At 51.9% G+C, this 24,386-nt stretch carries 26 protein-coding genes, 1 tRNA gene and 1 pseudogene; 14 read left to right on the top strand and 14 right to left on the bottom strand.

Annotated features, from left to right (window positions below; translation table 11 throughout):
- The first annotated feature begins 79 nt into the window (after positions 1-79).
- Together L855_RS02920 and L855_RS02915 are read left to right on the top strand one after the other, a co-directional pair.
- Positions 80-1,147 carry a branched-chain amino acid aminotransferase gene (locus tag L855_RS02920; protein WP_159783928.1) on the top strand — a complete coding sequence of 356 codons (1,068 nt, stop codon included), beginning with the start codon at positions 80-82 and terminating at the stop codon, positions 1,145-1,147.
- Positions 1,148-1,154: 7 nt separating this feature from the next.
- Positions 1,155-2,069: an EI24 domain-containing protein gene (locus L855_RS02915; RefSeq protein WP_159783925.1), complete on the top strand. Its 915-nt coding sequence runs from the start codon at positions 1,155-1,157 to the stop codon at positions 2,067-2,069.
- A gap of 68 nt (positions 2,070-2,137) precedes the next feature.
- Here the strand turns inward: L855_RS02915 and L855_RS02910 are convergent, their stop codons facing one another.
- Positions 2,138-2,716 (bottom strand): Npun_F5749 family FMN-dependent PPOX-type flavoprotein, encoded by a 579-nt coding sequence (locus tag L855_RS02910; RefSeq protein ID WP_159783922.1) that lies wholly within the window; start codon positions 2,714-2,716, stop codon positions 2,138-2,140.
- Positions 2,717-3,140: 424 nt separating this feature from the next.
- Here L855_RS02910 and L855_RS02905 point away from each other — a divergent pair, with 424 nt between their 5' ends.
- The gene (locus tag L855_RS02905; protein ID WP_159783919.1) at positions 3,141-3,476 is read left to right on the top strand and encodes a hypothetical protein; all 336 of its coding nucleotides are present in this window, start codon (positions 3,141-3,143) and stop codon (positions 3,474-3,476) included.
- 39 nt (positions 3,477-3,515) lie between these two features.
- On the opposite strand, the gene L855_RS02900 is transcribed toward L855_RS02905, so the two are convergent.
- On the bottom strand, positions 3,516-4,526 hold the full coding sequence (locus tag L855_RS02900; protein ID WP_159783916.1) for an Npun_R2821/Npun_R2822 family protein: 1,011 nt from the start codon (positions 4,524-4,526) through the stop codon (positions 3,516-3,518).
- Positions 4,527-4,956: 430 nt separating this feature from the next.
- Between L855_RS02900 and L855_RS02895 the strand changes: the two genes are divergently transcribed.
- Together L855_RS02895 and L855_RS02890 are read left to right on the top strand one after the other, a co-directional pair.
- Positions 4,957-5,367, top strand: coding sequence for a hypothetical protein (locus L855_RS02895; protein ID WP_159783913.1), 411 nt, complete (start codon positions 4,957-4,959; stop codon positions 5,365-5,367).
- A gap of 83 nt (positions 5,368-5,450) precedes the next feature.
- Positions 5,451-6,062 carry a hypothetical protein gene (locus L855_RS02890; protein WP_159783910.1) on the top strand — a complete coding sequence of 204 codons (612 nt, stop codon included), beginning with the start codon at positions 5,451-5,453 and terminating at the stop codon, positions 6,060-6,062.
- On the opposite strand, the gene L855_RS02885 is transcribed toward L855_RS02890, so the two are convergent.
- The 3 genes and pseudogenes from L855_RS02885 to L855_RS02875 all read right to left on the bottom strand — a co-directional run bounded on the left by L855_RS02885 (position 6,059) and on the right by L855_RS02875 (position 8,149).
- Positions 6,059-7,609: a Na+/H+ antiporter gene (locus L855_RS02885; protein ID WP_159783907.1), complete on the bottom strand. Its 1,551-nt coding sequence runs from the start codon at positions 7,607-7,609 to the stop codon at positions 6,059-6,061. The two genes, L855_RS02890 and L855_RS02885, sit on opposite strands and share 4 nt — an antisense overlap.
- Positions 7,610-7,636: 27 nt before the next feature.
- A pseudogene (gene hisE, locus L855_RS02880) lies at positions 7,637-7,906 on the bottom strand (phosphoribosyl-ATP diphosphatase); the annotation flags it as partial.
- Positions 7,907-8,067: 161 nt separating this feature from the next.
- Positions 8,068-8,149 (bottom strand) — tRNA-Leu (locus L855_RS02875).
- Between the two features lie 145 nt (positions 8,150-8,294).
- Between L855_RS02875 and accC the strand changes: the two genes are divergently transcribed.
- The gene (gene accC, locus L855_RS02870) at positions 8,295-9,650 is read left to right on the top strand and encodes an acetyl-CoA carboxylase biotin carboxylase subunit (protein WP_159783901.1); all 1,356 of its coding nucleotides are present in this window, start codon (positions 8,295-8,297) and stop codon (positions 9,648-9,650) included.
- 59 nt (positions 9,651-9,709) lie between these two features.
- On the opposite strand, the gene L855_RS02865 is transcribed toward accC, so the two are convergent.
- Entirely contained in the window at positions 9,710-9,994 is a 285-nt protein-coding gene (locus L855_RS02865) for a YggT family protein (protein ID WP_159783898.1), read from the bottom strand.
- A 222-nt stretch (positions 9,995-10,216) separates the two neighbouring features.
- On the opposite strand from L855_RS02865, the gene psbX reads away from it, so the two are divergent.
- The 5 genes from psbX (at position 10,217) to L855_RS02840 (ending at position 14,228) form a co-directional block, all read left to right on the top strand.
- The gene (gene psbX, locus L855_RS02860; RefSeq protein WP_087705751.1) at positions 10,217-10,336 is read left to right on the top strand and encodes a photosystem II reaction center X protein; all 120 of its coding nucleotides are present in this window, start codon (positions 10,217-10,219) and stop codon (positions 10,334-10,336) included.
- Between the two features lie 138 nt (positions 10,337-10,474).
- Complete coding sequence (locus tag L855_RS02855) at positions 10,475-11,569, top strand: Ycf66 family protein (protein ID WP_159783895.1); 1,095 nt, start codon at positions 10,475-10,477, stop codon at positions 11,567-11,569.
- A gap of 27 nt (positions 11,570-11,596) precedes the next feature.
- Positions 11,597-12,145: a TolB family protein gene (locus tag L855_RS02850; RefSeq protein WP_246198698.1), complete on the top strand. Its 549-nt coding sequence runs from the start codon at positions 11,597-11,599 to the stop codon at positions 12,143-12,145.
- Positions 12,146-12,188: 43 nt separating this feature from the next.
- Positions 12,189-12,764, top strand: coding sequence for a TolB family protein (locus L855_RS02845; RefSeq protein WP_159783892.1), 576 nt, complete (start codon positions 12,189-12,191; stop codon positions 12,762-12,764).
- Between the two features lie 33 nt (positions 12,765-12,797).
- Positions 12,798-14,228, top strand: coding sequence for a trypsin-like peptidase domain-containing protein (locus tag L855_RS02840; RefSeq protein WP_159783889.1), 1,431 nt, complete (start codon positions 12,798-12,800; stop codon positions 14,226-14,228).
- Positions 14,229-14,286: 58 nt separating this feature from the next.
- Here L855_RS02840 and L855_RS02835 read toward each other — a convergent pair whose 3' ends face one another.
- From L855_RS02835 to tatC, 3 genes are all read right to left on the bottom strand, one after another.
- A complete protein-coding gene (locus tag L855_RS02835) occupies positions 14,287-14,490 on the bottom strand; it encodes a chlorophyll a-b binding domain-containing protein (protein WP_159783886.1) in 204 nt (67 codons plus the stop codon).
- Positions 14,491-14,770: 280 nt separating this feature from the next.
- A complete protein-coding gene (locus L855_RS02830) occupies positions 14,771-15,472 on the bottom strand; it encodes an MgtC/SapB family protein (RefSeq protein ID WP_159783883.1) in 702 nt (233 codons plus the stop codon).
- Positions 15,473-15,520: 48 nt separating this feature from the next.
- The gene (tatC, locus tag L855_RS02825) at positions 15,521-16,297 is read right to left on the bottom strand and encodes a twin-arginine translocase subunit TatC (RefSeq protein ID WP_159783880.1); all 777 of its coding nucleotides are present in this window, start codon (positions 16,295-16,297) and stop codon (positions 15,521-15,523) included.
- Between the two features lie 166 nt (positions 16,298-16,463).
- Between tatC and cysE the strand changes: the two genes are divergently transcribed.
- The gene (gene cysE, locus L855_RS02820; protein WP_159783877.1) at positions 16,464-17,204 is read left to right on the top strand and encodes a serine O-acetyltransferase; all 741 of its coding nucleotides are present in this window, start codon (positions 16,464-16,466) and stop codon (positions 17,202-17,204) included.
- Between the two features lie 150 nt (positions 17,205-17,354).
- Positions 17,355-18,233 (top strand): ion transporter, encoded by an 879-nt coding sequence (locus L855_RS02815; RefSeq protein WP_159783874.1) that lies wholly within the window; start codon positions 17,355-17,357, stop codon positions 18,231-18,233.
- A 35-nt stretch (positions 18,234-18,268) separates the two neighbouring features.
- On the opposite strand, the gene hpnH is transcribed toward L855_RS02815, so the two are convergent.
- The 5 genes from hpnH to L855_RS02790 form a co-directional block, all read right to left on the bottom strand.
- Positions 18,269-19,291, bottom strand: a complete 1,023-nt coding sequence (gene hpnH, locus L855_RS02810; protein ID WP_159783871.1) for an adenosyl-hopene transferase HpnH — start codon at positions 19,289-19,291, stop codon at positions 18,269-18,271.
- Positions 19,292-19,437: 146 nt separating this feature from the next.
- Positions 19,438-20,367, bottom strand: a complete 930-nt coding sequence (locus tag L855_RS02805) for a S66 peptidase family protein (protein WP_192924980.1) — start codon at positions 20,365-20,367, stop codon at positions 19,438-19,440.
- A 34-nt stretch (positions 20,368-20,401) separates the two neighbouring features.
- On the bottom strand, positions 20,402-21,460 hold the full coding sequence (gene cobD / locus L855_RS02800; RefSeq protein WP_159783868.1) for a threonine-phosphate decarboxylase CobD: 1,059 nt from the start codon (positions 21,458-21,460) through the stop codon (positions 20,402-20,404).
- 70 nt (positions 21,461-21,530) lie between these two features.
- On the bottom strand, positions 21,531-22,529 hold the full coding sequence (gene cbiB, locus L855_RS02795) for an adenosylcobinamide-phosphate synthase CbiB (RefSeq protein WP_159783865.1): 999 nt from the start codon (positions 22,527-22,529) through the stop codon (positions 21,531-21,533).
- Positions 22,526-23,386 carry an HAD family hydrolase gene (locus L855_RS02790; protein ID WP_246198696.1) on the bottom strand — a complete coding sequence of 287 codons (861 nt, stop codon included), beginning with the start codon at positions 23,384-23,386 and terminating at the stop codon, positions 22,526-22,528. Before L855_RS02790 ends, cbiB begins: the two co-directional genes overlap by 4 nt.
- Here L855_RS02790 and L855_RS02785 point away from each other — a divergent pair.
- Positions 23,340-24,332, top strand: a complete 993-nt coding sequence (locus L855_RS02785) for a CHAD domain-containing protein (RefSeq protein ID WP_159783862.1) — start codon at positions 23,340-23,342, stop codon at positions 24,330-24,332. The two genes, L855_RS02790 and L855_RS02785, sit on opposite strands and share 47 nt — an antisense overlap.
- Positions 24,333-24,386: the final 54 nt, after the last annotated feature.

Here is a 24,386-nt window from a genome sequence, read left to right as displayed (position 1 = left end):
GATTTGATACCGTAGAGAGACATCAATTGTCCTCCCAAATGCGGTTGGCGGGACGGAACAGCAGGTTTTACTAGAGACTATGGCAGCGCAAACCTATCCCATCGAGATCAAACCCGTGTCAGAATCCCGACTTCGGGGACTAGATATCAATAACGTTCCCTTCGGTCGCCTGTTTAGTGACCATATGTTAGTGGCGACCTATGAGGACGGAACCTGGAACCCTGCGACAATTTTGCCCTATGGCAAGTTAGAGATGTCCCCGTCTATTTCTGCTCTCCATTATGGACAAGCGGTGTTTGAGGGCATGAAAGCCTATAAGGGGCCCGCTGGGGAAGCGTTGCTCTTTCGCCCCCAAGCCAATTTTGAGCGGATTAACCGTTCCGCTGCGCGACTCTGTATGCCGCCTATCCCCGAGGAAATTTTCCTGGATGGCCTGCGGGAGTTAATCCGTCTCGATGCCAATTGGATTCCCACCCGGCCCGGAAGTGCCCTTTATATTCGCCCCATCTATTTCGCTACCGATGAGTCGATTGGGTTGCGGCCCTCTCAACAGTACACTCTGGCGATTATCTGTTGTCCGGTGGGGGCCTATTATGCCGAACCGGTGAAACTGACGGTGACGCGGGAGTATGTGCGGGCCTTTCCGGGGGGAACCGGGGCAGCGAAAGCGGCAGGGAACTATGCCGCGAGTCTGTTAGCCGATCGCCAGGCCAAGCAACAGGGATATGACAATGTCTTGTGGCTCGATGGGGTGGATCAAACCTATATTGAAGAGTGCGGCACGATGAATGTCTTTTTTGTCATCGATGGGGTTGTGGTGACTCCGCCGCTGGGGGGGACGATTTTACCGGGGATTACCCGCGATAGCATTATTACGTTGCTCAAAGAACAGGGGGTTCCTGTCGAAGAACGGCGAGTTGCGTTAACTGAGATTTTGGCGGCCCATAAACAAGGGCGTTTGCAGGAAGCCTTTGGGGCGGGGACGGCGGCCACCATTGCCCAGATTGAAACCATCGCCATTGACGGGGTGGAATTAAATCTGGAGGTGACGGGAGAACAGCAATATGGGGCCCGGTTACTGAAACATCTCGATGAGATTAAGACGGGGAAACGGGAGGATCACTACGGTTGGATGATGCAAGTCTAGGAGAACGATGACAGATAAATCCCGCGATAATTGGTTTTATCGGCTGCTGGATTTGCCGGTTGGTGTTGTTGCGGGGGCGTTGTATCCCCTCAAGGCGATCGCCATCCTGGCCCAAAACAGCAAACTCTGGGGCTATATTGCCTTTCCTATCCTGTTAAATCTCATCATTGGGGTGGGGCTTTATATTGGCTTGTTGCGCCCTGGATTAGGGGAAATTCAGGGGATTACGGTGGCCTTGGATGCCCGGATTACGGCCTGGATTGCCAATTTACCTCAATGGTTGGGTTGGCTGAGTTGGTTTGGAGAACTATTGGGGGGCCTGTTGCAAGGCATCCTGGTGGTGGGCTTATTTCTGGCGACGGGGTTGTTGTTGGTGCAGTTTGGGGCGATTCTGGGGTCTCCTTGGTATGGGCAGTTATCGGAGGAGTTGGAGAAGTTAAAGACGGGGAAAGTCACCACCTATGAACAGGGGCTGTTGGTGATTTTTAAGGATATCTGGCGTGCGTTAGCCTTTGAGGTGAAGAAACTTATCTTGGCGTTGGGGTTGGGGATACTCTTGTTTTTGGCGAACTGGGTTCCGGGGTTAGGAACGTTGGTGGCTGGGCTTGGTGGGGTGGCGATCGCAGCCCTGATTGTCTGTCTGGATTTCCTGGATGCTCCCCTCGAACGTCGCCGCCTCCGCTTTCGGGATAAGCTCAAGATTGTGGTGGGGGGACTTCCGGCAACGGCTACGTTTAGCTTGGTGTCGTTGTTTTTGGTGAGTATTCCTTTTGTGAATCTATTGGCAGTTCCGGTGTGTGTGGCGGCGGGAACGCTGTTGTTCTGCGATCGCATTTATCCCAGACGTTTTGCGGATCAAGAGGCGGATACTCTTTCTGGAGAGGAGTTAGAACGGAAGGCAAAAGAAGGCAGTAGGCAGTAGAAGGGAACAGGGAACGGGGAACAGGGGGGAGAAGGCAAGAGGCAAGAGGCAAGAGGCAAGAAACGGCTTTAGGGGTTGAGTTCTTGCTGACTCCAACTGCCATCATTGTTGCGTTGATAGAGATGGCGATTTTGGGGGTTGCCTCGTAGTTGTAGCCAATCGACGCGGATGGGTTCGAGTAAGAGGAGGGCAAAACTCTCTAAGGGAGTTTTGGGATTGGGGGGAGAGACTTGGAAGGCTTCTAGGGGAGTGCGATCGCCCCCAGGTTCGGGCCAGGCGAAACTGGAACGAGCATTGTCGGAAATCTGTTGCCAGAGGTGTGATCGCAACCGTTGTAACTCCTCATCGTCAGATGCGGCTGATACCGAAATTAACGAACCTCCTAGGCGGAACTGTTCCCGAGTTTTGGGGAAATACCAACAGGCTTCGGCCTGGCAATTGTCCGCAATTTCCTGCATCTTGGCACTGCGGCGATCGGTAATGATTTGTAGGCGATCGCCCTCGGCAAAGCCCCGAAACACCACCGTTCGGTTCGCCGGAGTCCCATCAGGACGTACTGTCGCCAGTTGCAAATAGCGAGCATAGATTAGACTGCGGTTGAGGTGTAAGGCAGCCGCTAGATGAGTTCTCCAAGGAGCCAGACTCATGATGTATCGTGAATTTTGGTTAACTTTTTTGGCTAGATGTTCATGATAAACGGTTTTTGCCAATCAATTCGCTAAAATCCCAACTATCAACCTGTTAACTTGCACGATTGGGAATAGCCATGCCTAGATTTTCCTTCAGGAAATCTCTGCGTATATCTCCCCATTGTTTAGCCGCTAGGGAGTGAGAAAAGCTCACCACCTGGCGGCTTTTTCATTAGCACTCTCAACTGGTGAGTGCTAATTTCAGGGATAACTTATAGCAATCGAAGACTGACTTAGGACTCTGAGTTGGGAAAGACTTCCCCACCTATTGCCTATTGCCTTCTTTTCCCCTGTTTTTTGTCCTATTCAGACCAACTTTTGCTATATCAGCAGTTGAGGTTGCTTAAACAACGAATTTAACGTGAGTTAAACAAGCCGTACTATGAGCTACACCTTTGATATCATCAAGATTTTACCAGTTCTGAACTTCTTTGACCATCAGCAAAAAGTAGAACAAACTCCCCACCGCAGTCTAGCTTATCTCGGAAGTTATGATTGTACCCTGGATGGCTTTATTCAATCGACCAAACTGGTGCATCAAAAACCTGATTGGGATTGGGATGCGGTCGTCTCAGCCATGATTGAGTTTTGGCTGAGTCAAGAGGGGCGAGTTCGTCATTGGAAACAGGTCTTTCAACAGTCAGATGAGGGACATTTAATTGTGGCCCGAGTGGCGAATGTAAATTGTTTGCGGCGCGAGTTTGAGGCGATGTTGTAGGGGACGGAGTGAGTCCGTACAAATTAGGTGAGTAAGCACTCATCTAGGCTGTAACCGGGCCCTCAATTTCTGAACTCCTTGTCCGCACTGGCGCCACAATTGGGTACTAGAATTGATTTTTTTGAGCGATTTGGGTGCTTTCTCCGGTTCCTGCAAAAATCGATAGTGAAGAAATACATCACGATGGGGAAGAGCTAAATCTTCCCCTCGACATAGATAATAAAAGTCTTTGGAAGGATACCCCATATAATGAATTCGACGAATGGGTTTACAGCCTTGAGCATTATAGAGAACCCAGTCTTTTTCAACAAAAGGATCTACCCCAGCAATATTGCCGGTTCGCTCTTGAGGATTGGTACTCATTGTGTAATTAAACACCCTACAATCCAAGAAAAAAGTTAAATAGCTAAACAAATACACTTCATCCCACCAACCCTTCTCTTTTATGAAATAAATTTCTTCATCTTGGAGTAGCTTAGACTGGGTTTCCTGCAAAATCCCTCGATTTATACGTCCTTTTTTGGAAGCAAAGAAATCTGAAGCATGACAAGACTGTTTGACTTTTGTGACGTCACAGCCATACTTTTGAGTTATCAACTCTATCGACAAAAAGCACTCTTGCTTGTTATGCTCCCAATCATCAAAAATACAATCATATTGATTTAACTTTTGAAAGCAGTCTGACAAGGAAGACATGACTAATGAGTCACAATCAACATAGACAAACTCATCAAAAACACCCTCAAATGAACAGAGCTTGCGGATGGTATTACTGTAATGAAACCAAGCTTTTTTCGTCTTACCTTTAAATCGTTTATCAGTCCAAACACTTAAAGCAAAATCTGATAAAACCTCAATAAAATCAAGATTGTCAAACAAAAATACTTTGTCTGATGTCAATGTTTTTATCTTCTCGATTTTAGAATCGTAAGGAATAACACAAATTCGAGCATTTTCGTCGTGGTTGCTGTGAATACTGTTGATTAAAGCAACTAACTGATCATAGACCCTGTCATTTGCTAACGTGTAGATTCCTTGTTGAATAGCCATAGGTTCTCCTACTGCTCAAAATGACATTTAGAAGACAGTTTTGTTGTGGTACTAACAAACTATCGTTCGCGAGTCTTATCCCACGAAACTTAAATTGATCAAACATTGAGCGTACCAGGGAGACTGACCCGCGTCGGCAATTAACGATTCTTGATTACACCTCTGGATTGTAACTGGAGAATTTTAAAATTGGTGAAACTCATCTTTAAGCCTTGAATCTACGTCATCTTAGGATGGATGTATGAACCCAAAGTATGAATATAAAACCGAATAAATAAATGATGTCTTTTACATATAAAGCCATTTTGTCCACGGCGAACGGGTAGATCCTATTCATGGGCCGTTCGATGACATTAGAAACCTCGGTCCGGGGAATTCGTCATAATTGGAGTAGGACGCTCTTAACCATTCATTCACACAACCAAAATCCATGAAACTGCTTCCTCTCAGCCTAGGAATTGCCCTGGGCCTCCTTTGGAGTTCTCCCGCCTTGGCTCAATCCCGTGATCAGGTGGTGCGCCTGTGCTTAAACGGCTTGCTGCATACTGATATCAGCCATGATGGAACCCCCCGACTCAACTCTCGCCGTACTGTTGTCGATCAGGCCTCGGCTGCTGAAGCCTGCGAAGGGGTGCAAACTCGGATTGAGGCTCGCGATATCCGTCGTTGTGTCTTGGGTGTGTTGTATACCAATACCGATCATAGCGGTGGGCCGCGAGTGACGTCCCAACGTACCGAAATTGAAGCCAGTTCCGCTGCCAGGGCCTGTCGCCTTCCGCAACGCGAGGCCCCCGTCCAGATTCGCTATCGGTATCGCATTCCCTTTCCCCGTCGCTATTGAGTCTAGACAGTCTCTACAGAGGATGAAAACCTCGGCAAAACATGGCAGACTAGGAAAAAGACAATGGGGTGGGCGATCGCGGTATGGTGAAGGTTCATACAACCGAAGAACTCATTGATATCCTCGCCGCTGAACATGAGGCTTGTCTGAGGGGAGAACGGCTTAACCTCTCCGCTAACCCCTATATCGGCAATATCGCGGTGGATAGCCTCTTGAAACCCGATGCGATGCAGCGGTTCTCCGCCTATCAGGATTTTAAATCGGCTATTCACCAGTATCAGCAAGACCACGGCGTCTCAGGGATTATCTGGCGGGAACTGACACTCAAGGGGCAAACACTACACTATCCCCAGGTTCATGAACGCTTGATTGCTCTTGAACGGGATTTAGAGACTCTTCGACAGGCTAAACCTCGGATTCTTGAGTTTTGGGAGCGAGTTACGCCGGAGATGGATTTGTATTTGAGTGTGAACCAGGGGAAAGACTATGAACCCCTGACGTTGGCTGAGGTATCCGCGTTGATTCCACGTACCGATTGGGCCAATATCTGGAAATGGGAGAATCAAACCTTTTTAGAGGTCGTTTTGCAACTGGGGTGGGGACAACCCCATGATGCGAACTATCGCCGGGGTTCCTTGGCCGCCGGGAGTGAGTACATTCATGGGGTTCCGGTGGGTTGTCAACCCATTGGCTAGAGGTTTCCCTGCAAGAAGGGGGCCAGTTCTTCACTCAATTGCCCCGATTTGACAAATTCGGCGTAGGTGTCGGCTTCAATGGCCAGCAGTTCGTTTTTGAGTAGTTGGCTAGCGTAGTCTTTTAAATCTGGATCTTCTTTCTGAAGTTGCTTGAGTTTTTCTTGCAACTGGGTGAGTTCTCCTTGAATTAGGCAAGTCTGGTAGTTGTAAAAGTCTTGGGGGACATCTGAGCGAAACTCTTGTTGTTGCAGATGCTGCAAGACCCGTTCTAGGGCGGCACGACGGGCCACAACTTCGGTATACTCCTGTTTGCGAGAGTTTTCGTCGAGCAGGGAAAGATTCTGAAGCAGGGATTTGGTGGTTAAGCCTTGAACCAGCAGGGTAAATAACACGACCCCGAAGACAATGCCGATGACTTCTTCCCGTTCCGGAAGCATGACGGGAACACTCAAGGCCAAGGCAATGGAGACGGAACCCCGCAGGCCTCCCCACCACAAGACGGTTAATTCTGGCAGCTTGATGCCCGATTTGGCGGTGAGGTTACTGAAACTACCTAGGCCAAAAATACCGATGGCCCGGGTAAGTAATAACCCCACAATGACAATGCCGATGGGGATTAGGCTTTCCTGGAGGCTTTCAAACTGGACGCGATCGCCAATCAACAAGAAGACAATGGAGTTGACAAAAAAGGCGATAAACTCCCAAAACTCCGTCACCAACAGGCGAGTTCGGGGATTCATACCAATCCGGGAGCCAAAGTTGCCTAAAATCACCCCCGTTGTTACCACGGCAATCACCCCGGAACCGCCGAGGTTTTCCGTGATGACATAGGTTCCGTAGGCGGCAACCAACGTCAGAGACTGTTCGACTAAAGGCAAATCAAAACGTTGGGTGAGATAGGAAATCCCAAAGCCAATGGCACTACCAACCCCCACACCAACGCCGACAAATATGGCAAAGTTGGAAATCGTGGCTTGCAGGGAGAACTCTTGACTTCCCGTGGCTAACCCCACCAGAAGTCCAAAGGCGACAACGGCCACCCCATCGTTAAAGAGGCTTTCTCCTTCCATGAGGGTGGTGAGTCGTTCGCCAACCCCCAACTCACGAAATAGGGCAATGACAGAAACGGGATCGGTGGCTGAGAGACTGGCCCCCACGAGTAGACAAACCGGTAGAGGAATCCCCGTAAAGGTGGCCAGTAGCCAACTAATGCCAAAGATGGAGATCATGACCCCGACAATGGCAAACAGGGTAACGGGGATTAAGTCCTGTTTGAGGTTCTTCCAATGGAGGTTCCAACCGGCTTCAAAGAGCAAGGGCGGTAGGAAAATCTCTAAAATGAGTTCCGGTGACAAATTCACCAAACGGACATCTTCAAAGGCGAGGAAGACCCCAACGATGACCAATAATAGGGTGTAGGGGATCTGCCGCATCCAGCTAACGGTTCGCGACAGGGTGGCGACGGTGAGGGAGACGGACAGCACTAAGAGAAATTTCTCTAAGTTATTTTGGATGAGAGCTTCGCTCGCTGTCACTTCGAGAGACATAGGCTAATCAGATCTCCAGCAGTTAGGTTAGCGTCGGCGGGCTTCGAGGTGCTGATAGACCGCATCGATATCTACATTATGATGCGCCATTGCGACAAGGGTATGGTAGAGCAAATCGGCAACTTCTGAGGCGATCGCCTCGGGGTCATCATCTTTACAGGCCATGACCACTTCGGCGGCTTCTTCACCGATTTTCTTCAAAATCTTATTGTCTCCCCCGGCGAGGAGTTTACAGGTATAGGATTGCTCGCTGGGATTGTCGCGGCGATCGCAGATGGTGGCGAAGAGGTGTTGGAGGGGATCAGACATGGGGGAAGGGAACGGGGAACAGGGAACAGGGGAAGAGAAGGCAGTAGGCAGCAGGCAGTAGGCAATGTGGGGGCAACCACCAAAAAAGGGACAGCTTTAAAGCCATCCCTTTTTCAGAATCTGCTGAGGACTAGATGGGTAGATTGCAATGCGGATGGCGAGACTCGAACTCGCAAGGATTGCTCCACACGCCCCTCAAGCGTGCGTGTCTACCAATTCCACCACATCCGCGTGGCGTTTATGCCGCTAACCTTGGTTAACCGCACTATGATAACTTAGCATAGCTGTGGACAGTTGCGCCACATTTGATGAAAAATTTTTTTCATCCGATTCTGCTGCGGTTGTTTTCGTTCCCCGTTGCCCCAGACATTCAAAGATGCAGTTCTCGAAAATTCTCATTGCCAACCGAGGTGAAATCGCCCTCCGTATCCTCCGAACCTGCGAGGAGATGGGCATTGCCACCGTTGCTGTTTACTCCACGGTCGATCGCCATGCTCTCCATGTGCAACTGGCGGATGAAGCTGTTTGCATTGGCGAACCGTCGAGTAATAAAAGCTATCTCAACATTCCCAACATCATCTCGGCGGCCTTAACCCGCAATGCGACGGCGATTCATCCCGGCTATGGGTTCTTGGCGGAGAATGCTCGCTTTGCCGAAATTTGCGCCGATCACCAAATCGCCTTTATTGGCCCCTCCCCTGAATCGATGCGACAGATGGGGGATAAGTCCACGGCCCGGGAAACCATGAAACAGATTGGGGTTCCCACGGTTCCGGGGAGTGATGGCCTGCTCCATGATGAACAGGAAGCCCTTACTCTAGCCGATAAGATTGGCTACCCTGTCATGGTGAAAGCCACGGCCGGCGGTGGGGGCCGGGGGATGCGTTTTGTTCGCCACGCTGGGGAGTTACCGAAACTGTTTCTGGCGGCTCAAGGGGAAGCGGAGGCGGCGTTTGGTGATCCAGGAATTTATCTGGAGAAGTTTATTGAACGGCCTCGCCACATTGAGTTTCAGATTCTCGCAGATCAACATGGGAATGTGATTCATTTGGGGGAACGGGATTGTTCGATTCAACGACGACATCAGAAACTCCTCGAAGAAGCCCCCAGTCCCGCTCTCGATCCTAAGTTACGGCAACGGATGGGCAAAGCGGCGGTGAAGGTGGCTAAGGCCATTAACTATGTGGGGGCCGGAACGGTGGAATTTCTCCTGGATGGTTCGGGGAATTTCTATTTTATGGAGATGAACACCCGCATTCAGGTCGAACATCCGGTGACGGAGGCGATTTGTGGTTTAGATTTGATTGCAGCTCAGATTTTGGTGGCTCAAGGGGAAAAACTGCCGGTGAATCAGAGTCAGGTGGAGTTACGGGGCCATGCGATCGAATGTCGGATTAATGCCGAAGATCCCGATCGCAATTTCCGACCCCATCCGGGACGGATTAGTGGCTATCTCCCCCCTGGTGGGATTGGTGTACGGGTGGATTCCCATGTCTATACGGATTATGAAATCCCCCCCTATTATGATTCCCTCATCGGTAAGCTGATTGTCTGGGGCTTAACTCGCGAACAGGCGATCGCCCGCATGAAACGGGCCCTCCGAGAATGTGCCGTCACGGGGATTCCCACCACCATCGGCTTCCACCAAAAAATCCTCGACAGCCCCGAGTTCCTCAGCGGCACCGTCTACACCAATTTTGTGGAACAGTTTATGGCCAAGGATCGGGATTAGGGGAAAAGAAGGGAACAGGGAAGCCCCCCCTACTGCCTACTGCCTTCTTCTTCCCCTATTCACCGCATCATCGTAATTAACCCCTGTTGCCCTAACAGCAGTTCTCGGATGAGGCTGAAAATTCCCACCCAGATGATGGGGGAAATGTCAACCCCTCCTAGGGGCGGAATGAGTTTGCGGGTGGGGATTAGGAAGGGTTCTGTGGGAACGCCGATGAGGTTGAAGGGGAATTTGTTCAGTTCCGCTTGGGGATACCAGGTGAGGATGATGCGGAAAATCATCAGAAAGGTCATAACCCCGAGGAGAATGCCAAGGGTCCAACTGCTTAAGGTGAGAGTAGTCATCGCTTGATTTTGGCTGAAATGTTAAGGTTTGTAACTTTTAACTGAGACCATTGTATCTTGATTGCTGAAGGGGCGATCGCCCCAGGAATGGGGGGGAGTGGGGTTAAAGGCTCGCTGGCGGTGCCCGGAGAAATCTGAGACTCAACTTCCCAAGCGGCGCAGAACTGGTTACACTAAGTGAAGCAATATTTCTGATCGTTTCGTTTTAAGGAAGCGAATAATATGACCCCTTCTTTGATGAATTTTTTCTATAGCCTCCTAGCTGGCGGAATCATCGTTGTGATTCCGGTCGTGGTGGCCCTGGTTTTCTTGAGCCAACAAGACAAAGTATCTCGGTCTTGAATTCTATCGTTGATGGCGATCGCAGCAGGTGAGTCAAGTCTATCCCGTAAAACCCGGCTTCTTCTTCAGGGACGTTCGCGACCCTGGAGATTCGCCTCGTAAGTCGCTAAGATGGGGACTGAAGTAGGAGAGAGGCTAATGGTAAACATCGGACTGGGCTTAAGCAGCCTGCTGCACGCAATCAACACTCCCCCCGTCCTAGCTCAAGTCGCCTACGGCTTTGGCTGGGGCAGTTTAATGGGCATTGCCCTTGTCCTGTGCGGTGTTGCCCTATATTTGTTGCGGACAACCCGACCCAATTTGGCACGGGATCACGATATCTTTTTTGCCGCCGTAGCGTTGCTCTGTGGCGGTATTCTCTTTTTCCAAGGATGGCGACTTGACCCGATTCTCCAATTTGGTCAGTTCCTGATGACGGGTTCCGCCGTCTTCTTTGCCGTCGAAAGTATCCGCATGAGAGGGATTGTCACCCAACAGGCGAAACGAAACACGCCCATTGTGGATGACGAGCGGGATGTCAGTCCTGACTATCAGTCTTACGAGTACGAAGCTGAACTCGAAGAAATCGAACCCTATAAACCCAATCCCGCCACTCGTCGTATTCCGGGAAGTCGGGAGGTTGCCCGTCGCTCGCCGCGAGATGCCTATAGCGATGAGCCGCGTCGTCCTCCCACTCGTCGCAGTTCTGGGAGTCCTCCTAGTGGCCGTCGTCCCCCCGGCGATGGCCCCGCTCCCCCCCGCAAGCGTCGGCCGCGTCCCGCTGGCCCAAGTCGTCAGGTGGACTTGAAATATAGTGATTGGAATGACGATGAGGTCTATGATGCGCCCTATGGTGATGTCGGCGGCCCATCTCGTCCCTCTCGCCGTCCTCCGAGTCGTAGTTCAGGAACGCCGGGAACCGGAACGCCTCCGAGTGGGCGATCGCGTCCCCCCCAAGGCCGTCCCCCTCGTCCTAAAAAACAAGTCGAGGCGCGGTTAGACGATGACTACAGCGATTTTTATGGGGAGGCCCCCAGCAGTGGCCCCACGAACTCGCCCCCCATTGACGAGGAGCCTGGCAGTGGCGGTGATTATGAGGTCTACGATCGCACCCCCAGTATGCGAAATTCGAGGCCCACTGTCCCCCCCGATGAAGACCCCTTCCCCCCCGATGAGGACTATGACGAGCGATTCGGGCCTAACCCCTATGACGATGAACTCGAAGATGATAACTCCAATCAGTTTGATCGCTAGGACGATCGCCCGTCTGTCGTAATAACCGTGAACAGGGGAGAATCACAATCAAGATGGCGACGAGGATGGCGGCGGCAACTTAAACCCATTGCCCTCTCCCTCGCCATCAGCTTGGGACTGGGGGGCTGTGCTGGGAGGGGACCGGAACCCCCCGTTGCCCTCGATAGCTATTACCGAGATGAGCAACCGGCCTTGAGTGGTGACGGCCGGTTGCTGGCGTTCGTCTCGGGCCGGGATGGAACCCAGAGCATCTTGTTATACGACCTCCAGCGGCGACGATTTATCGATTTGCCCAATCTCAATCGAGATGATGCGATCGCCGAATCTCCCAGTTTGAGTTATAGCGGCCGCTATATTGTCTATCTGGCCAGCGATCGCGGCCGCCCCGAAATCGAACTCTACGATCGCATTACCCGCCGCACCCAAGTCCTCAGCAGTGGCTATCGGGGTTGGGTTCGTCACCCGAGAATTAGCCCTGACGGCCGCTATATCGTCTTTCAAACCGGACGGCGGGGACAATGGGATATTGAAATTATTGACCGTGGTCCCAATATAGAACTCGATCGCCAACAATAATAACAAATAATTTATAGTTTTTAGGATTCATCTTAAATAGTCCATGAAGGATGTTAAACCACTTGGGATTGATAAAATCGCTATTATCAAGCGGTTTAAACTTTTGCGTTTATCCCTCTATCTATCCCTAGTAACAGCCCTAAGCAGTTGTGCCGCCTATCCTCGATTAGTCAATAGTCCCGTGGACCCTGGAGGGCGGAGCTTGAACTCCTTAGCCGCCGACATCTCTCCGGCAATTTCCGGGCGTTATATCGTCTTTGTCTCCGAGCGAGAACAACGGCAGGACATTTATCTCTACGACCGACAAACGCAACGAACCATCGCCCTACCCGGTCTCAACTCCCTCGATACCATCGCCGAAAGTCCGGGGGTATCCGCCGATGGTCGCTATATCGTTTTTGCCGGAAACCGTCGGGGTCGCTCAGGAATCTTTATCTATGACCGAGAAACCCGGCAATTGCGCGACCTCAGCGAAAATCTCGACGCAACCGTCCGCAATCCCAGCATCAGTGCCAATGGTAGCACTGTCGCCTTTGAAGCCAATCTCAATGGCCAGTGGGATATTCTGGTCTATAACCGCAACGGACAACCCCTGGACTTGCCCACACCTGTTCGTTGAGGTCGTTCTTATCCCCTTCCTCGACGTTGTATCATGAGTGCTTTCTGGTTCCGCTATGGCATTTCGAGTCTTCTGACCGCCGGAGTCCTCACGGGAGTAGTGGCTCCCTTGCCGCAACTGGCCCCCCAATCGGCGATCGCCCAAAATCAAGACGAACAGACCAATATCCGGGTTTACGACCAAGCCAGTCCCGCCGTCGTCGCCATTATCGCGGGCAACTCTAGCGGTAGCGGCAGCATCATCACCCCCGATGGTTTAGTTCTCACCAATGCCCATGTCGTCCAAGAAGCTGCCGGGCGTTCTGTCCAGGTTCGACTCTCCAACGGCGACGAATATACCGCCGACATCCTCGGCTTTGACCCGGCTGGCCAAGACCTAGCCGCCCTCCAAATTCGCAACGCTCGTAACCTTCCCACCATCCAAATCGCTCGCCCTGACTCCGTTCGTGTCGGTCAGCGGGCTTTTGCCATCGGCAGTCCCTTTGGCTTTGAAACCACCTTCACCGTGGGGATTATCAGCCGCATTGACCCTCGGGAGGGAACCATCCAAACCGATGCCGCCATCAACCCCGGCAACTCCGGGGGCCCATTGCTCAACTCCAATGGGGAAATGGTCGGGGTCAACACGGCAATCTTCACCGTGGGCCGAGAAAGTGGCAACATTGGCATCGGCTTTGCCATTCCCATCACCGATGTTCAGCCCTTTCTCACCGCCATTGACCAAGGACGGGGGGCTAATACTGCTCAGGCGGGGAGTCGTCTTCCGGGGGCACAGGCTCCTCAAGCTGTTGAACTCAATGGAGCACCCATTCGTGGCAGTTTAGGGCCCAATTCCAATGTGTTGCCGGTCGACAACAGCTACTTCAACGCCTATAGCTTTGAAGGACGGTCCCGACAAACGGTCGTCTTAGATCTCACGTCTGATGAGTTCGATGCCTATCTCATCCTCCTAGACTCGAACGGAAATTCTATTGCCCAAGATGACGATGGGGGAGATGGAACTGATGCCCGCATCGTCACCCAACTCCCCGCCAACGATACCTATATCGTCTTGGCAAACTCCTTCCGGGGCGGAGAATCCGGTCGCTATCAACTGACCCTGCGGAGCCAAGCGGGGCAGATCGATAGCCAGACTCGGACGGGAATACTTCTCAATGAGCAGGGGGTACTACGCACCGGCGACCCGATGCTGCCGCAAGATGGCAGCCTTTATCATGAGCATCAGTTTGAAGGACGAGCCGGACAATTGGTCACCATCAACCTAGAAAGCTCTGAGTTTGACACCTACCTCTTTCTCTTTGATAACGAGGGCAATCTGATTGACGCCAATGATGATATTAGTCCCGGCAATACCAATTCTCGCCTGATGTTGCGGTTGCCCTATACGGGGACTTATTCGGTGATTGTCAATAGCTATGACAACACTGGACGAGGACGTTATCAGCTCACCGTTGAGGAAAACTGAGGGCGGGGGCTAAACACTCGGTTTCTTGGAGAAACCGGGTGTCAGATGATTTCGGAAGTTACATCAACCCCATCCAACTGAAAAAGGTTTGACCTGTGACCGCTTCTAAAATCAGTAAGGCGACAAAGCCAATCATGGCAAAGCGACCATTGATTCTCTCAGCATAGAGATTCCAGCCAAAACTGGGGGTATTCGTGGACTCAGCCTCTGACTGTGGCTGAGACTCAGGTGTAGATTGGGGGGTTTGTTGTTCGTCTGACATATAGCAAAAATTGGTCTGAATAGGACAAAAAAACTGGGAAAAAGAAGGCAATAGGCAATAGGCAATAGGCAATAGGCAATAGGTGGGGAAGTCTTTCCCCACTCAGAGTAAAAGAAGGCAATAGGCAATAGGCAATAGGCAATAGGCAATAGGTGGGGAAGTCTTTCCCCACTCAGAGTCCTAAGTCAATCTTCGATTGCTATAGGTTAAGGCACAATTGCGATCAAAGTTAACACTCTAGAGCATTTTGCTACCGAGTGACCATGCCGTCAGGGGATGTTTAACCGAACTCCTGTTCAATCACCCGCCAACTGGCGGCGATAACACCCGGTTCTAGGCTAATGCGACTCACCGCCCGTTCGAGCAGTTCATCCTCACGGCTTTGGGTGACCAGTTCCGCTTCGACTTCCACTCGACCATTACTGTTTTCAATATCTTCACTGTGGAGCGATCGCAGTTTCATCTGTCCCAAACTCAGCGATTGCAGTAACAAAGCCCGCACCCGAGCCTCATCCTTCTCCATACACACCAAGGAGCAACTATAGCAAAGTTCAATCTCACTGCCCTTAAGGGGTTCTTGATTGATGCGATAACCCAAAGGACGTAAAACCAGGTTAGAGGCCAACACCGCCAAAGACCCCACAAAGGCTTGGCTCAAATACCCCGACCCCGCTAACGCCCCAATGGCTGCGGCACACCAAATCGTTGCAGCGGTGTTTAAGCCACGCACCGTGAGTCCTTCCCGTAAAATGACCCCCCCAGCCAAGAAACCAATCCCAGACACTACCTGAGCCGCAATCCGCGTGGGACTAGCCTCGTCGGGAGTCAGAACCGAGAGCATCACAAACAACGCCGCTCCTGTGGCGACGAGGGTATTGGTTCGCAGGCCAGCCATCCGTTGCCGCCATTGTCGTTCTAAGCCGATGGCAGATCCCAAAAGAAACGCTACGCAAAGGCGGATTGTAAATTCTGTCCATTCCATTAGCGATCTCCCAATCTATTGCAGGCTATTGATTGATGGCATTATTGATTATTTCCCCATGGCTTTGACTAAACCAATGCCACTGAAGTACAACATGGCGACAGCCCCCCCCAGTAAACTTTGAGTGAGCGGGTCCGTCGAGGGCGTTAAGACTGCCCCCAAGACAGCGGCCGTCAAAATTACATAGCGCCAGCCTGAGAGCATTTGCTGGGAGGAAACAATCCCTAAGCCGCCGAGAATCGCTTGCAAGACGGGAACTTGGAAGGCAATGCCGGTACTAAACAACAGCAGCAGAATGGTTTTGAAATACTCATCAATCGACCATTGCTGAGCAACGACCCCTTCACCGAAGCTGACAAAAAACTTGAGAGCCGCCGGAATTAGAGCCACATAGGCGAAGACTAACCCCGCCAGAAACAGCACACTGGAGCCAAGAACCACGGGGGCAATGAGTTTCTGTTCCCGTCGCGTCAGGCCCGGCAGCACAAAGCGGACAATTTGATAGAGGATAAAGGGCGTCGCCAGGAGGAGGCCGCTATAGCCTGCGACCTCGATGGAGACAAAGAAAAACTCACCTGGGCGAATTTGAATGAAATCAACCCCATTGGCGGGGGCCTCTAGGAGCCGCACAATGGGTTTCACGGCAAGGAAACAGCCGATAATGGCAATGAAAACGGCGATCATGGAATAGAAAATCCGCTGTCGCAGTTCTTCGAGGTGGTCAAAGATGGACATCTCCACCTCGAAAGGAGCTTCATCGAGATAGCTGTCATCCTGTTCGGGCGGTTTGGGGGCAATTTGGGGTGTTTCTGGGGGCGAAGTCATGACATCTATCGAGACAATGAATCCAACGCTGTGGGTTAGCTGTGCCTTTTATTCTAAACTGCCTCGGTTCGGTCAGTAGGGGAAACTCCCTGGCGATCGCCCGTGAAGAACCCCAAAACATGATTTACAATAGGTAACTGTGATTTGTTTTACCAGGTCTTTTACTGTGCTACGATCGCTCGTTGCCGATTTTCGCATCATCTTTGAGCGCGACCCCGCCGCCCGCAACTGGGTGGAGGTGTTGTTTTGCTACCCCGGTTTGCAAGCACTGGTGTTCCACCGCTTCGCCAACTGGCTGCATCATGTGGGGATTCCCTTTTTCCCCCGTCTGATTTCCCATATTGCCCGCTTCATCACCGGAATTGAGATTCACCCCGGTGCCACCATTGGCCAAGGCGTGTTTATCGACCATGGGATGGGAGTCGTCATTGGTGAGACAGCCATTCTCGGCGATGGCTGTTTAATTTATCAAGGGGTCACCCTCGGCGGAACCGGGAAGGAAACCGGCAAACGTCACCCCACCCTCGGCGAGGGGGTGGTTGTCGGGGCTGGGGCCAAAGTTCTCGGCAATCTACAAATCGGCCATAATGTTCGCATTGGGGCCGGCTCAGTGGTGCTACGGGATGTCCCCTCCGACTGCACGGTGGTTGGGGTTCCTGGGCGTGTGGTTTACCGCTCTGGAGTGCGTGTTAATCCCCTCGAACATGGACAACTCCCCGACTCAGAAGCCCAGGTGATTCGCACCCTAGTCGATCGCATTCAGGCCTTAGAGAAACATGTCGAGGTGCTAGAGAAACAGGGACAATTCACCTATCGGCAATTGGAGAAAGTTGGTGCGGTTGCCGCTCCGAACTGTAACCTGAGCGATCACACGATTCAAGAATTTCTGGATGGGGCAGGGATTTAGTCCCTGGCTACTTCTCCTTCATTCGCCCGTTGAGCCATTTAAACTCAGCGGGCATTTTTATTAATCATGGATCATTGATAGAGAACTATTGGCTTGTTAGTGGTTCCCTTTTTTGGTTTTAAGTGTTAACGTTTAACCCGTTATTTTCCTATGGATCACACGCGATCGCTCAAGTTTCGAGTTGCGAAGATTCTCGACCTCGCCGAGCCAGATGACACCCTCGGCAAGTTCCTGGATTTATTTATTCTGGGCTTAATTTTTCTCAATACCATTGCCGTTGCCCTGGAAACCGTTAAACCGTTATTTGAAGCCTACTTTCTGGAGTTCCGCCGCTTTGAACAGTTCACCGTCTTTGTTTTCAGCATTGAGTACGTGCTGAGACTTTGGAGTTGTACGGTGATTCCCAAATATCGGCATCCCCTGTTCGGCAGACTTAAATTTATTTTCACACCCTTAGCTATTATTGATCTCTTCGCTATTTTGCCCTTTTTTCTGTCTCTGTATATCCCTTTATTCTCACCGCAATTTCGCATTGGCAGAACCGTACGCCTGATTCGCTTTTTTCGAGTTCTGAAATTACATCGATATACAGATTCCTTATCAATTTTAGTCCGCGTCTATCGACTCAAGAAAGAAGAGCTATTTTTAACCTTTTTTGTCTTGACTGTTTTGTTATTTATATCCTCGACCTTAATTTATTTTGCCGAACATTCAGCCCAGCCGGAGGCATTTTCCAGTATTCCGGCAGCTATCTGGTGGGGAACCATTACCTTAACCACGGTTGGGTATGGTGATGTTTACCCAGTGACGTTGCTAGGGCGGATTCTTGGGGGAAGTTTAGCGGTGTTGGGGATTGGCTTATTCGCTCTTCCCGCCGGGATTTTAGCCTCTGGGTTCTCGGAAGAACTGGCGGCCCGCAAAGCTCAAAAGCGAGGCACTGATGTGATTATCTGTCCCCATTGTGGTGAGGATATCAATAGTCCCCCTCACTACGCAGAAACGGAGTCTGAGGGACTAAAGGAAGATTGAAGGGTTAATCTTGCAGGGGCATTGTGTGGATTGGTTTAACGGGCCATGCCGAAGACACTGCCGAGAGAACGGACCACATTCGCCGGTTCCATCGCATCCATGGCCGCCGTGGGTTCATAGCCACAATGCACCATACAGTCAGCACATTTAGGATTGCCACTCTTGCGGCCATACTGACTCCAATCGGTGCTTTCAATCAGCTCTTTGAAGCTGTCATAATGACCTTCATCGAGGAGATAACAGGGCTTCTGCCACCCCAACACACCGTAGCTAGGACTGCCCCAAGGGGTACATTCGTAGTCTTTATCTCCCATCAAGAAGTCTAAAAACAGGGGATTGTGGTTGAAGTCCCAGTTTTTCTTACCCGCTTTGAAGGGGGCGAGAATGTCTCGAAACAGGGCTTTGGTTTCTTCTCGTTTCAAGAAGTTATCTTGGTCGGGAGCTTTTTCATAGCTATAGCCTGGAGAAATCATCATGCCATCGACTCCCAATTGAGTGAGGAAGTCGAAAAATTCCTGAATTTCTTTGGGGTCAGTGCCTTCAAATACCGTGGTATTGGTGGTAACCCGAAAGCCTTTCGCCTTGGCCACTTTAATGGCGTTGACCGCAATATCAAAGACCCCCTTGCGATCAACACAGTCATCATGTTTTTCCCGCAAGCCATCCAAATGCACACTAAAGGTTAAATAAGGAGATGGGGTGAATTTAGCGAGGCTTTTTTCCAAGAGGATGGCATTGGTGCAAAGATAAATAAATTTCTTGCGCTGGACTAAACCCGCCACAATCTCATCGATTTGGGGATGAAGGAGGGGTTCACCGCCGGGAATAGACACCACGGGAGCGCCACATTCTTCTACCGCTGCAAAACATTGCTCTGGGGTCAGATTTCGTTTGAGAATTTCCGTGGGATGTTGAATTTTTCCGCAGCCGGAACAGGCTAGGTTACAGCGGTAGAGCGGTTCAAGCATCAAGACTAGGGGGAACTTTTTGCGCCCTCTTAATCGCTGCTCGACTAGATATTTACCCACCGTAACAGCCTGCTGAATCTGAATAGCCATACTCGTCGTTCTCCTCTCACCAAGACTATATCAACGGGGACAATGAACAGAGTCCGTCCCATTGATATTAGGATTATTCTGTCTAGGGATGACCTAGACTTACTATTCTAGCGGAAAGGATTAGAGTTCGCTGTAAGGGAAACGGGTTAGGGGGAGGTGATTTCGTAGCGATCGGGTAAGGGGGTGACGTTGAGGGTTCCCGCGTCCCCGTCGAGTTCAGCCACAACGCCAACTGGGAGGGCGGCGTTAACACCATCGTGACCAAAGGGGAGATCCGAGACGATGGGAATTTTAAGGTCGCTTAGGCGATCGCGCAACACCTCGGCCATGCTAAAACTAGGGGTTCCTGGGGCAACTTCCCCGCGACTGAAACGCCCTAGGGCAATGCCAGCAATATGTTTGAAGCGGCCGGACATCCGCCAATGGGTGAGGAGGCGATCGATGCGATAGGGAGATTCGCCGGTATCTTCAAAGGCGAGGATGGCCCCAGTTAAATCCGGTTCATGGGCAGTGCCAATGAGATGAGTGGCCACGGTGAGGTTCCCGGTAAATAAGCGTCCCACACAACTTCCACCGCCCCAACCTTGACCTTGGAGGGGGGCGATCGCCCGTCCGGATACCCACTTAAATAGTCGGTCTTGAGACCAGTGAGGCTCAGCCGCTAGAGTGGTGAGGAGGGGGCCATGAAGGCCAGAAACCCCTTCCTTGGATAAACTCCACAGGAGGGCGGTAATGTCAGAAAAGCCGATTAACCATTTGGGAGGCAGATGAACCCCCCAATGCCAATTTTCCAAGAGCCGAGTGGCCCCATAGCCGCCCCGAAGACAGAGGATGCCCTTCACCTGGGGATCATGGAAACTCTCATAGAGTTGGTGTCGCCGTTGCGAGTCTTCCCCGGAGAGATAGCCATATTGGCCATCCCAGCCGGGGGTGAGAACGGGATGATAGCCGCGATCGCGCCACAGTTGCAGGCCTTGTTCAACAACCGTCCTTTCTCGCAGTCCCCCACTGGGGGCGATGACATGAAGGGTATCTCCGGCCTGGAGAGATGGGGGGCTTAACAGACGTAGGTGCATAGGTTTGACTCGGGGCTGGGAGGCGATCGCATTCTCAAGTGTACGGGGTGGAGTGGAAAATCACCTCTAGGGCAGAGACCAAACGGCGATTTTCTTGGGGGCGTTTCACGGCAACACGAACAAAGCGATCGCCCAACTCCTGAAAACTGAGGCAATCTCGCACAAAAATTCGCTGTTCCCGCAACAATAACCGTTGTAACTGATCTCCAGGCATCTGGGTTCTCACCAGGAGAAAATTGGCTGCCCCCCAATCAGCGGATAATCCGGGAATGGCATTAATCGCTGCCCATAACTGGCGTTTAGCGGGTTTTAGCCATTCATAGGTTCGCTTTTGAAACGGGTAATCTCCTAAGACAGCCGCCCCAGCGGCGGCGGCCAACACGTTGACGGGCCAAGAATCTCGCCAACCTTGCCACCGTCGTAACCGGTCAGGATGGGAGATGGCATAGCCGAGTCGTAGGCCAGGCAAACTATAAAACTTGGTCAGCGATCGCAACACCACTAAATTGGGAAATTCCTGCACCCAATCAATCAGACTTTCCTGAGAATCTGGTTCCAGGAAATCCATAAAAGCCTCATCGGCCACCACCAACTCGGCCGTTTCCAAAAGCGCCCGCAACCGCCAGCGGGGCCAAAGTTGCCCCGTGGGATTATGAGGATTATTGACCAGTAGGCCTTCCTGAGAACTCGCCTGCCAGAGGGGTTGATTCCAGGCGGACACTGGACGGACCGTTGCCCCAAAGGTCTCTAAGGCCCGACCATAGTCCCCAAAGGCCGGCAGGGGCAAGAGAACGCGATCGCATTGGGCCAGTTCTAACCCGGCCCAAGTCAATAATTCCGCCGCCCCATTTCCCGGCAACACCCAAGCCGGGTCAATGTTATGACTCTTGGAGATCGCCTCCCGTAAGGGTCCATATTTAGGGTCTGGATAGTTTTGTAGTTGTCCTAGCGCTGCCTGAATTGCATCGAGGGCAGTCTGAGGGGGTCCCAAGGGGTTGATATTGGCAGAAAAGTCTAAAATTTCCTCCGGCCGACATCCAGCGAAGGAGGCAGCCCAAGTCAAATTTCCACCATGAATTGGAGGATGAGTCATTGCAGAAGCATGGATGGGGAAGAGAACTGGGCAACATCGCTAGACGCAATCACAATCTGAAATCATCGTCTTAGCCGGGGCGGTAACGTGCCCAGATCCACCATACTCCTACGAGGGCCCCCCAGACCAGTAGACGACGGGTTAGCCCCAAGGCCTCCTGCACCACTGAGGCTGTAATGGGTCGGTCCGGTTTGCCCAATCGGGGTTTCTCGGTCACCACCCCCTGATAAGTATTGATTCCACCCAACTCGACTCCCAAGGCCAAGGCATAGGCACATTCACTCCAACCGGAGTTGGGGCTAGGATCAAGTCGGGCTTCCTGGCCACATTGTCCCCAGAGGCGATGGGGATGGCCCGACAGCAGGGCGATGGTCAAAACCGTTAAACGACAGGGAAGCCAGGTTAAAACATCCTCGGTGCGCGCGCTGCACCAGCCAATATCAATGTAGGGAGGGCGTTTATAGCCAACCATGGAATCCAGGGTGCTAACGGATTTGTAGGCAAGAGCGACCACTGCCGCGCCCCCTGGAGATACGATTGACCCAACAATTCCGTAGAATAACGGAGCCGTTACCCCATCCACCGTATTTTCTGCTACCGTCTCCAAAATTGCCCGTAAGATTTCCGGCTCAGTGAGGTGGTCTGTATCCCGTCCCACATAGTTTTGTAACCGTTGCCGGGCGGCCGGGACATCTCCGTTGAGAATTGGCGTTAAGACATCTTCAGCGGCCCGCCGTAAACTGCGCCCAGCTAAACACGAGGCCAATAGAATTATGGCGATCGCCGCCCCAACTCCAGGATGAATCCAGCCCCCGAGGGCAATCATTCCCCAGGCAATCGCCCCACTCCCGAGAACCATCAGCAGAGTTAACCCCACCCCCAGCCATCGCAACCATCGAGGGGATTGAGTCAGACGCAAGGCCGTCTCGGTATAGGCAGAAATGACCCAACCCATGACTTGCACCGGATGCAACCAATGCCAAGGATCTCCGAGGAGATAGTCGAGGAGGAGGGCACCTAGGAAAATCAGCAGGGCGATCGCCCCATCATCGAGGGAAATCGCTATCATCTTCGGGCCGACACCCTCAACTGGGGTAACCAGTTCCAGAGACGCTCCTGGGTGAAATCTTCAATGGCAAACTTGGCCCCCGCCTCCTCTAAAATGCGGGGATCATGGGTAGTGGCCATGCCGATGGTGGTGACTCCGGCCCCCACTGCACTGCGAATCCCCAGGGGAGTATCCTCAAAGGCGATCGCCTCCCCAGACTCCCGGCCCAACTGCTGTAACGCCGTTTGATAGGGCAAGGGATGGGGTTTTCCCTGGGGCAACTCCTCGCTGATAATGACCCGATCAAAGCGATCGCCCAACCCCAAGGCCGTCAGCATCATCTCAGCATTCTCTCGGGGCGCATTGGTGACAACCGCCGTGGCTAACTCCTGCTGCGAGAGCCAATCCAGGAGCCGATCTAACCCTGCCGACCGTTGCATCTGACGTCCCCGTTCCCGGAATAAGGCTTCCTTACGCCTGGCCAGTTCCATACCCACCTCGAAGGGCAGATGGGACAACACATCCCGTACAATCGCCTCATTGCGATGGCCCACCATAGACTCGTCATAGAAGGGGCGATCGATGGTTATCCCCTGATCCAGGAGAAGTTCTTGCCAAATGGCGAAATGCAAAATATCAGTATTAACAAGGGTTCCATCGAGATCAAATAGAATCGCAGTGAGTACCAACGTGAGATTTCCCCCTGGTTCAACAGTAGCGGTACTATTGTTGCAAACTTTCTGGCAAACCGGATTAGCTAAGGTCTGATTCTCGTCCGGCTCTCCCTTCGGGCCTTTTCTCCCCAACGTATCACTAGGCGACTGACGCACCATGACTTCTTCAACTCCCACCTTTGGCGATCGCGCCCACGAGGCCATCAGCACCCATGTCGAGCATATCCTCAAGCATGAGGAGGATGTATTGGGCGATCGCGATCCCGAAGCCCTCCATCAGATGCGCGTAGGAATGCGACGCCTACGCAGTGACACTGTGGGGTTCGCCGCCGCCATCATCCTCCCCAAACCAGCCCAGAATCGTAAAATTGGCAAGATGGCCCGAACCCTAGGGGTATTACGGGACATTGATGTGATGCAACAGCTTCTCCAGGAGCAGTTCTTACCCAACAGTCCCAAAAAAGAACGCGATCGCCTGCAACCGGCCCTCAAAACTCTCGCCAAACGCCGCAAAGCTGCCCGCAAAGACACGGCAAAACTGCTTCAGGGCAAAGCCTACAACAAATTCAAAGGGGCAATTCAGGAATGGTTGCAACATCCTCAATACAGCCCTTACGCCGATCTGCCGATTCAGGATGTCTTAGCGGATATCCTCCTGCCGAGTATCAGTGGTCTACTGCTCGAACCCGGTTGGTGGGTTGGAGTATCTCAGCCAACGGCGTCATCCCCCGAGGCTAACGCCAAGTCCTCCACCCCTATCGAGGCGGCCCAGCTCACTCAAGAGGAGGTCGAAACCCTGCTTCTGAGTCAGGGCCAACATCTCCACAACCTGCGCAAACAAACCAAGCGGGTTCGCTATCTGATGTATCTCTTTGCCGATCTCTATAGCCCTACCTATCAGGCCTATTTGTCGGATATGAAAGACTTACAAGAGGTGTTGGGCAATCTGCAAGATAGCTATGTCATGGGGGAATTTCTCAGCGAGGCGTTGAACGAAGACTTTAGCAAAATCGCTCCAGATTTAGCCCAACAACTTCAACAGAGGCGCTATCAGGCTTGGTTACAGTGGCAAGGTCTACAATGTCGCTATCTGTCTGCCCCCATCCGCCAAGTCTTCCGTTCAGAAGTCGTCAACGGCTACCAAGGTTGATCGCCTCGGCCAAGACGAGCCGCATTGCTATTGACCATTCACCACTTCACGACT

Source organism: Sodalinema gerasimenkoae IPPAS B-353 (assembly GCF_009846485.1).
Classification (GTDB): Bacteria; Cyanobacteriota; Cyanobacteriia; order Cyanobacteriales; family Geitlerinemataceae; genus Sodalinema; species Sodalinema gerasimenkoae.
Note: the sequence above shows the minus strand (reverse complement) of the source record. Positions and strands in the feature narration are given on the sequence as shown.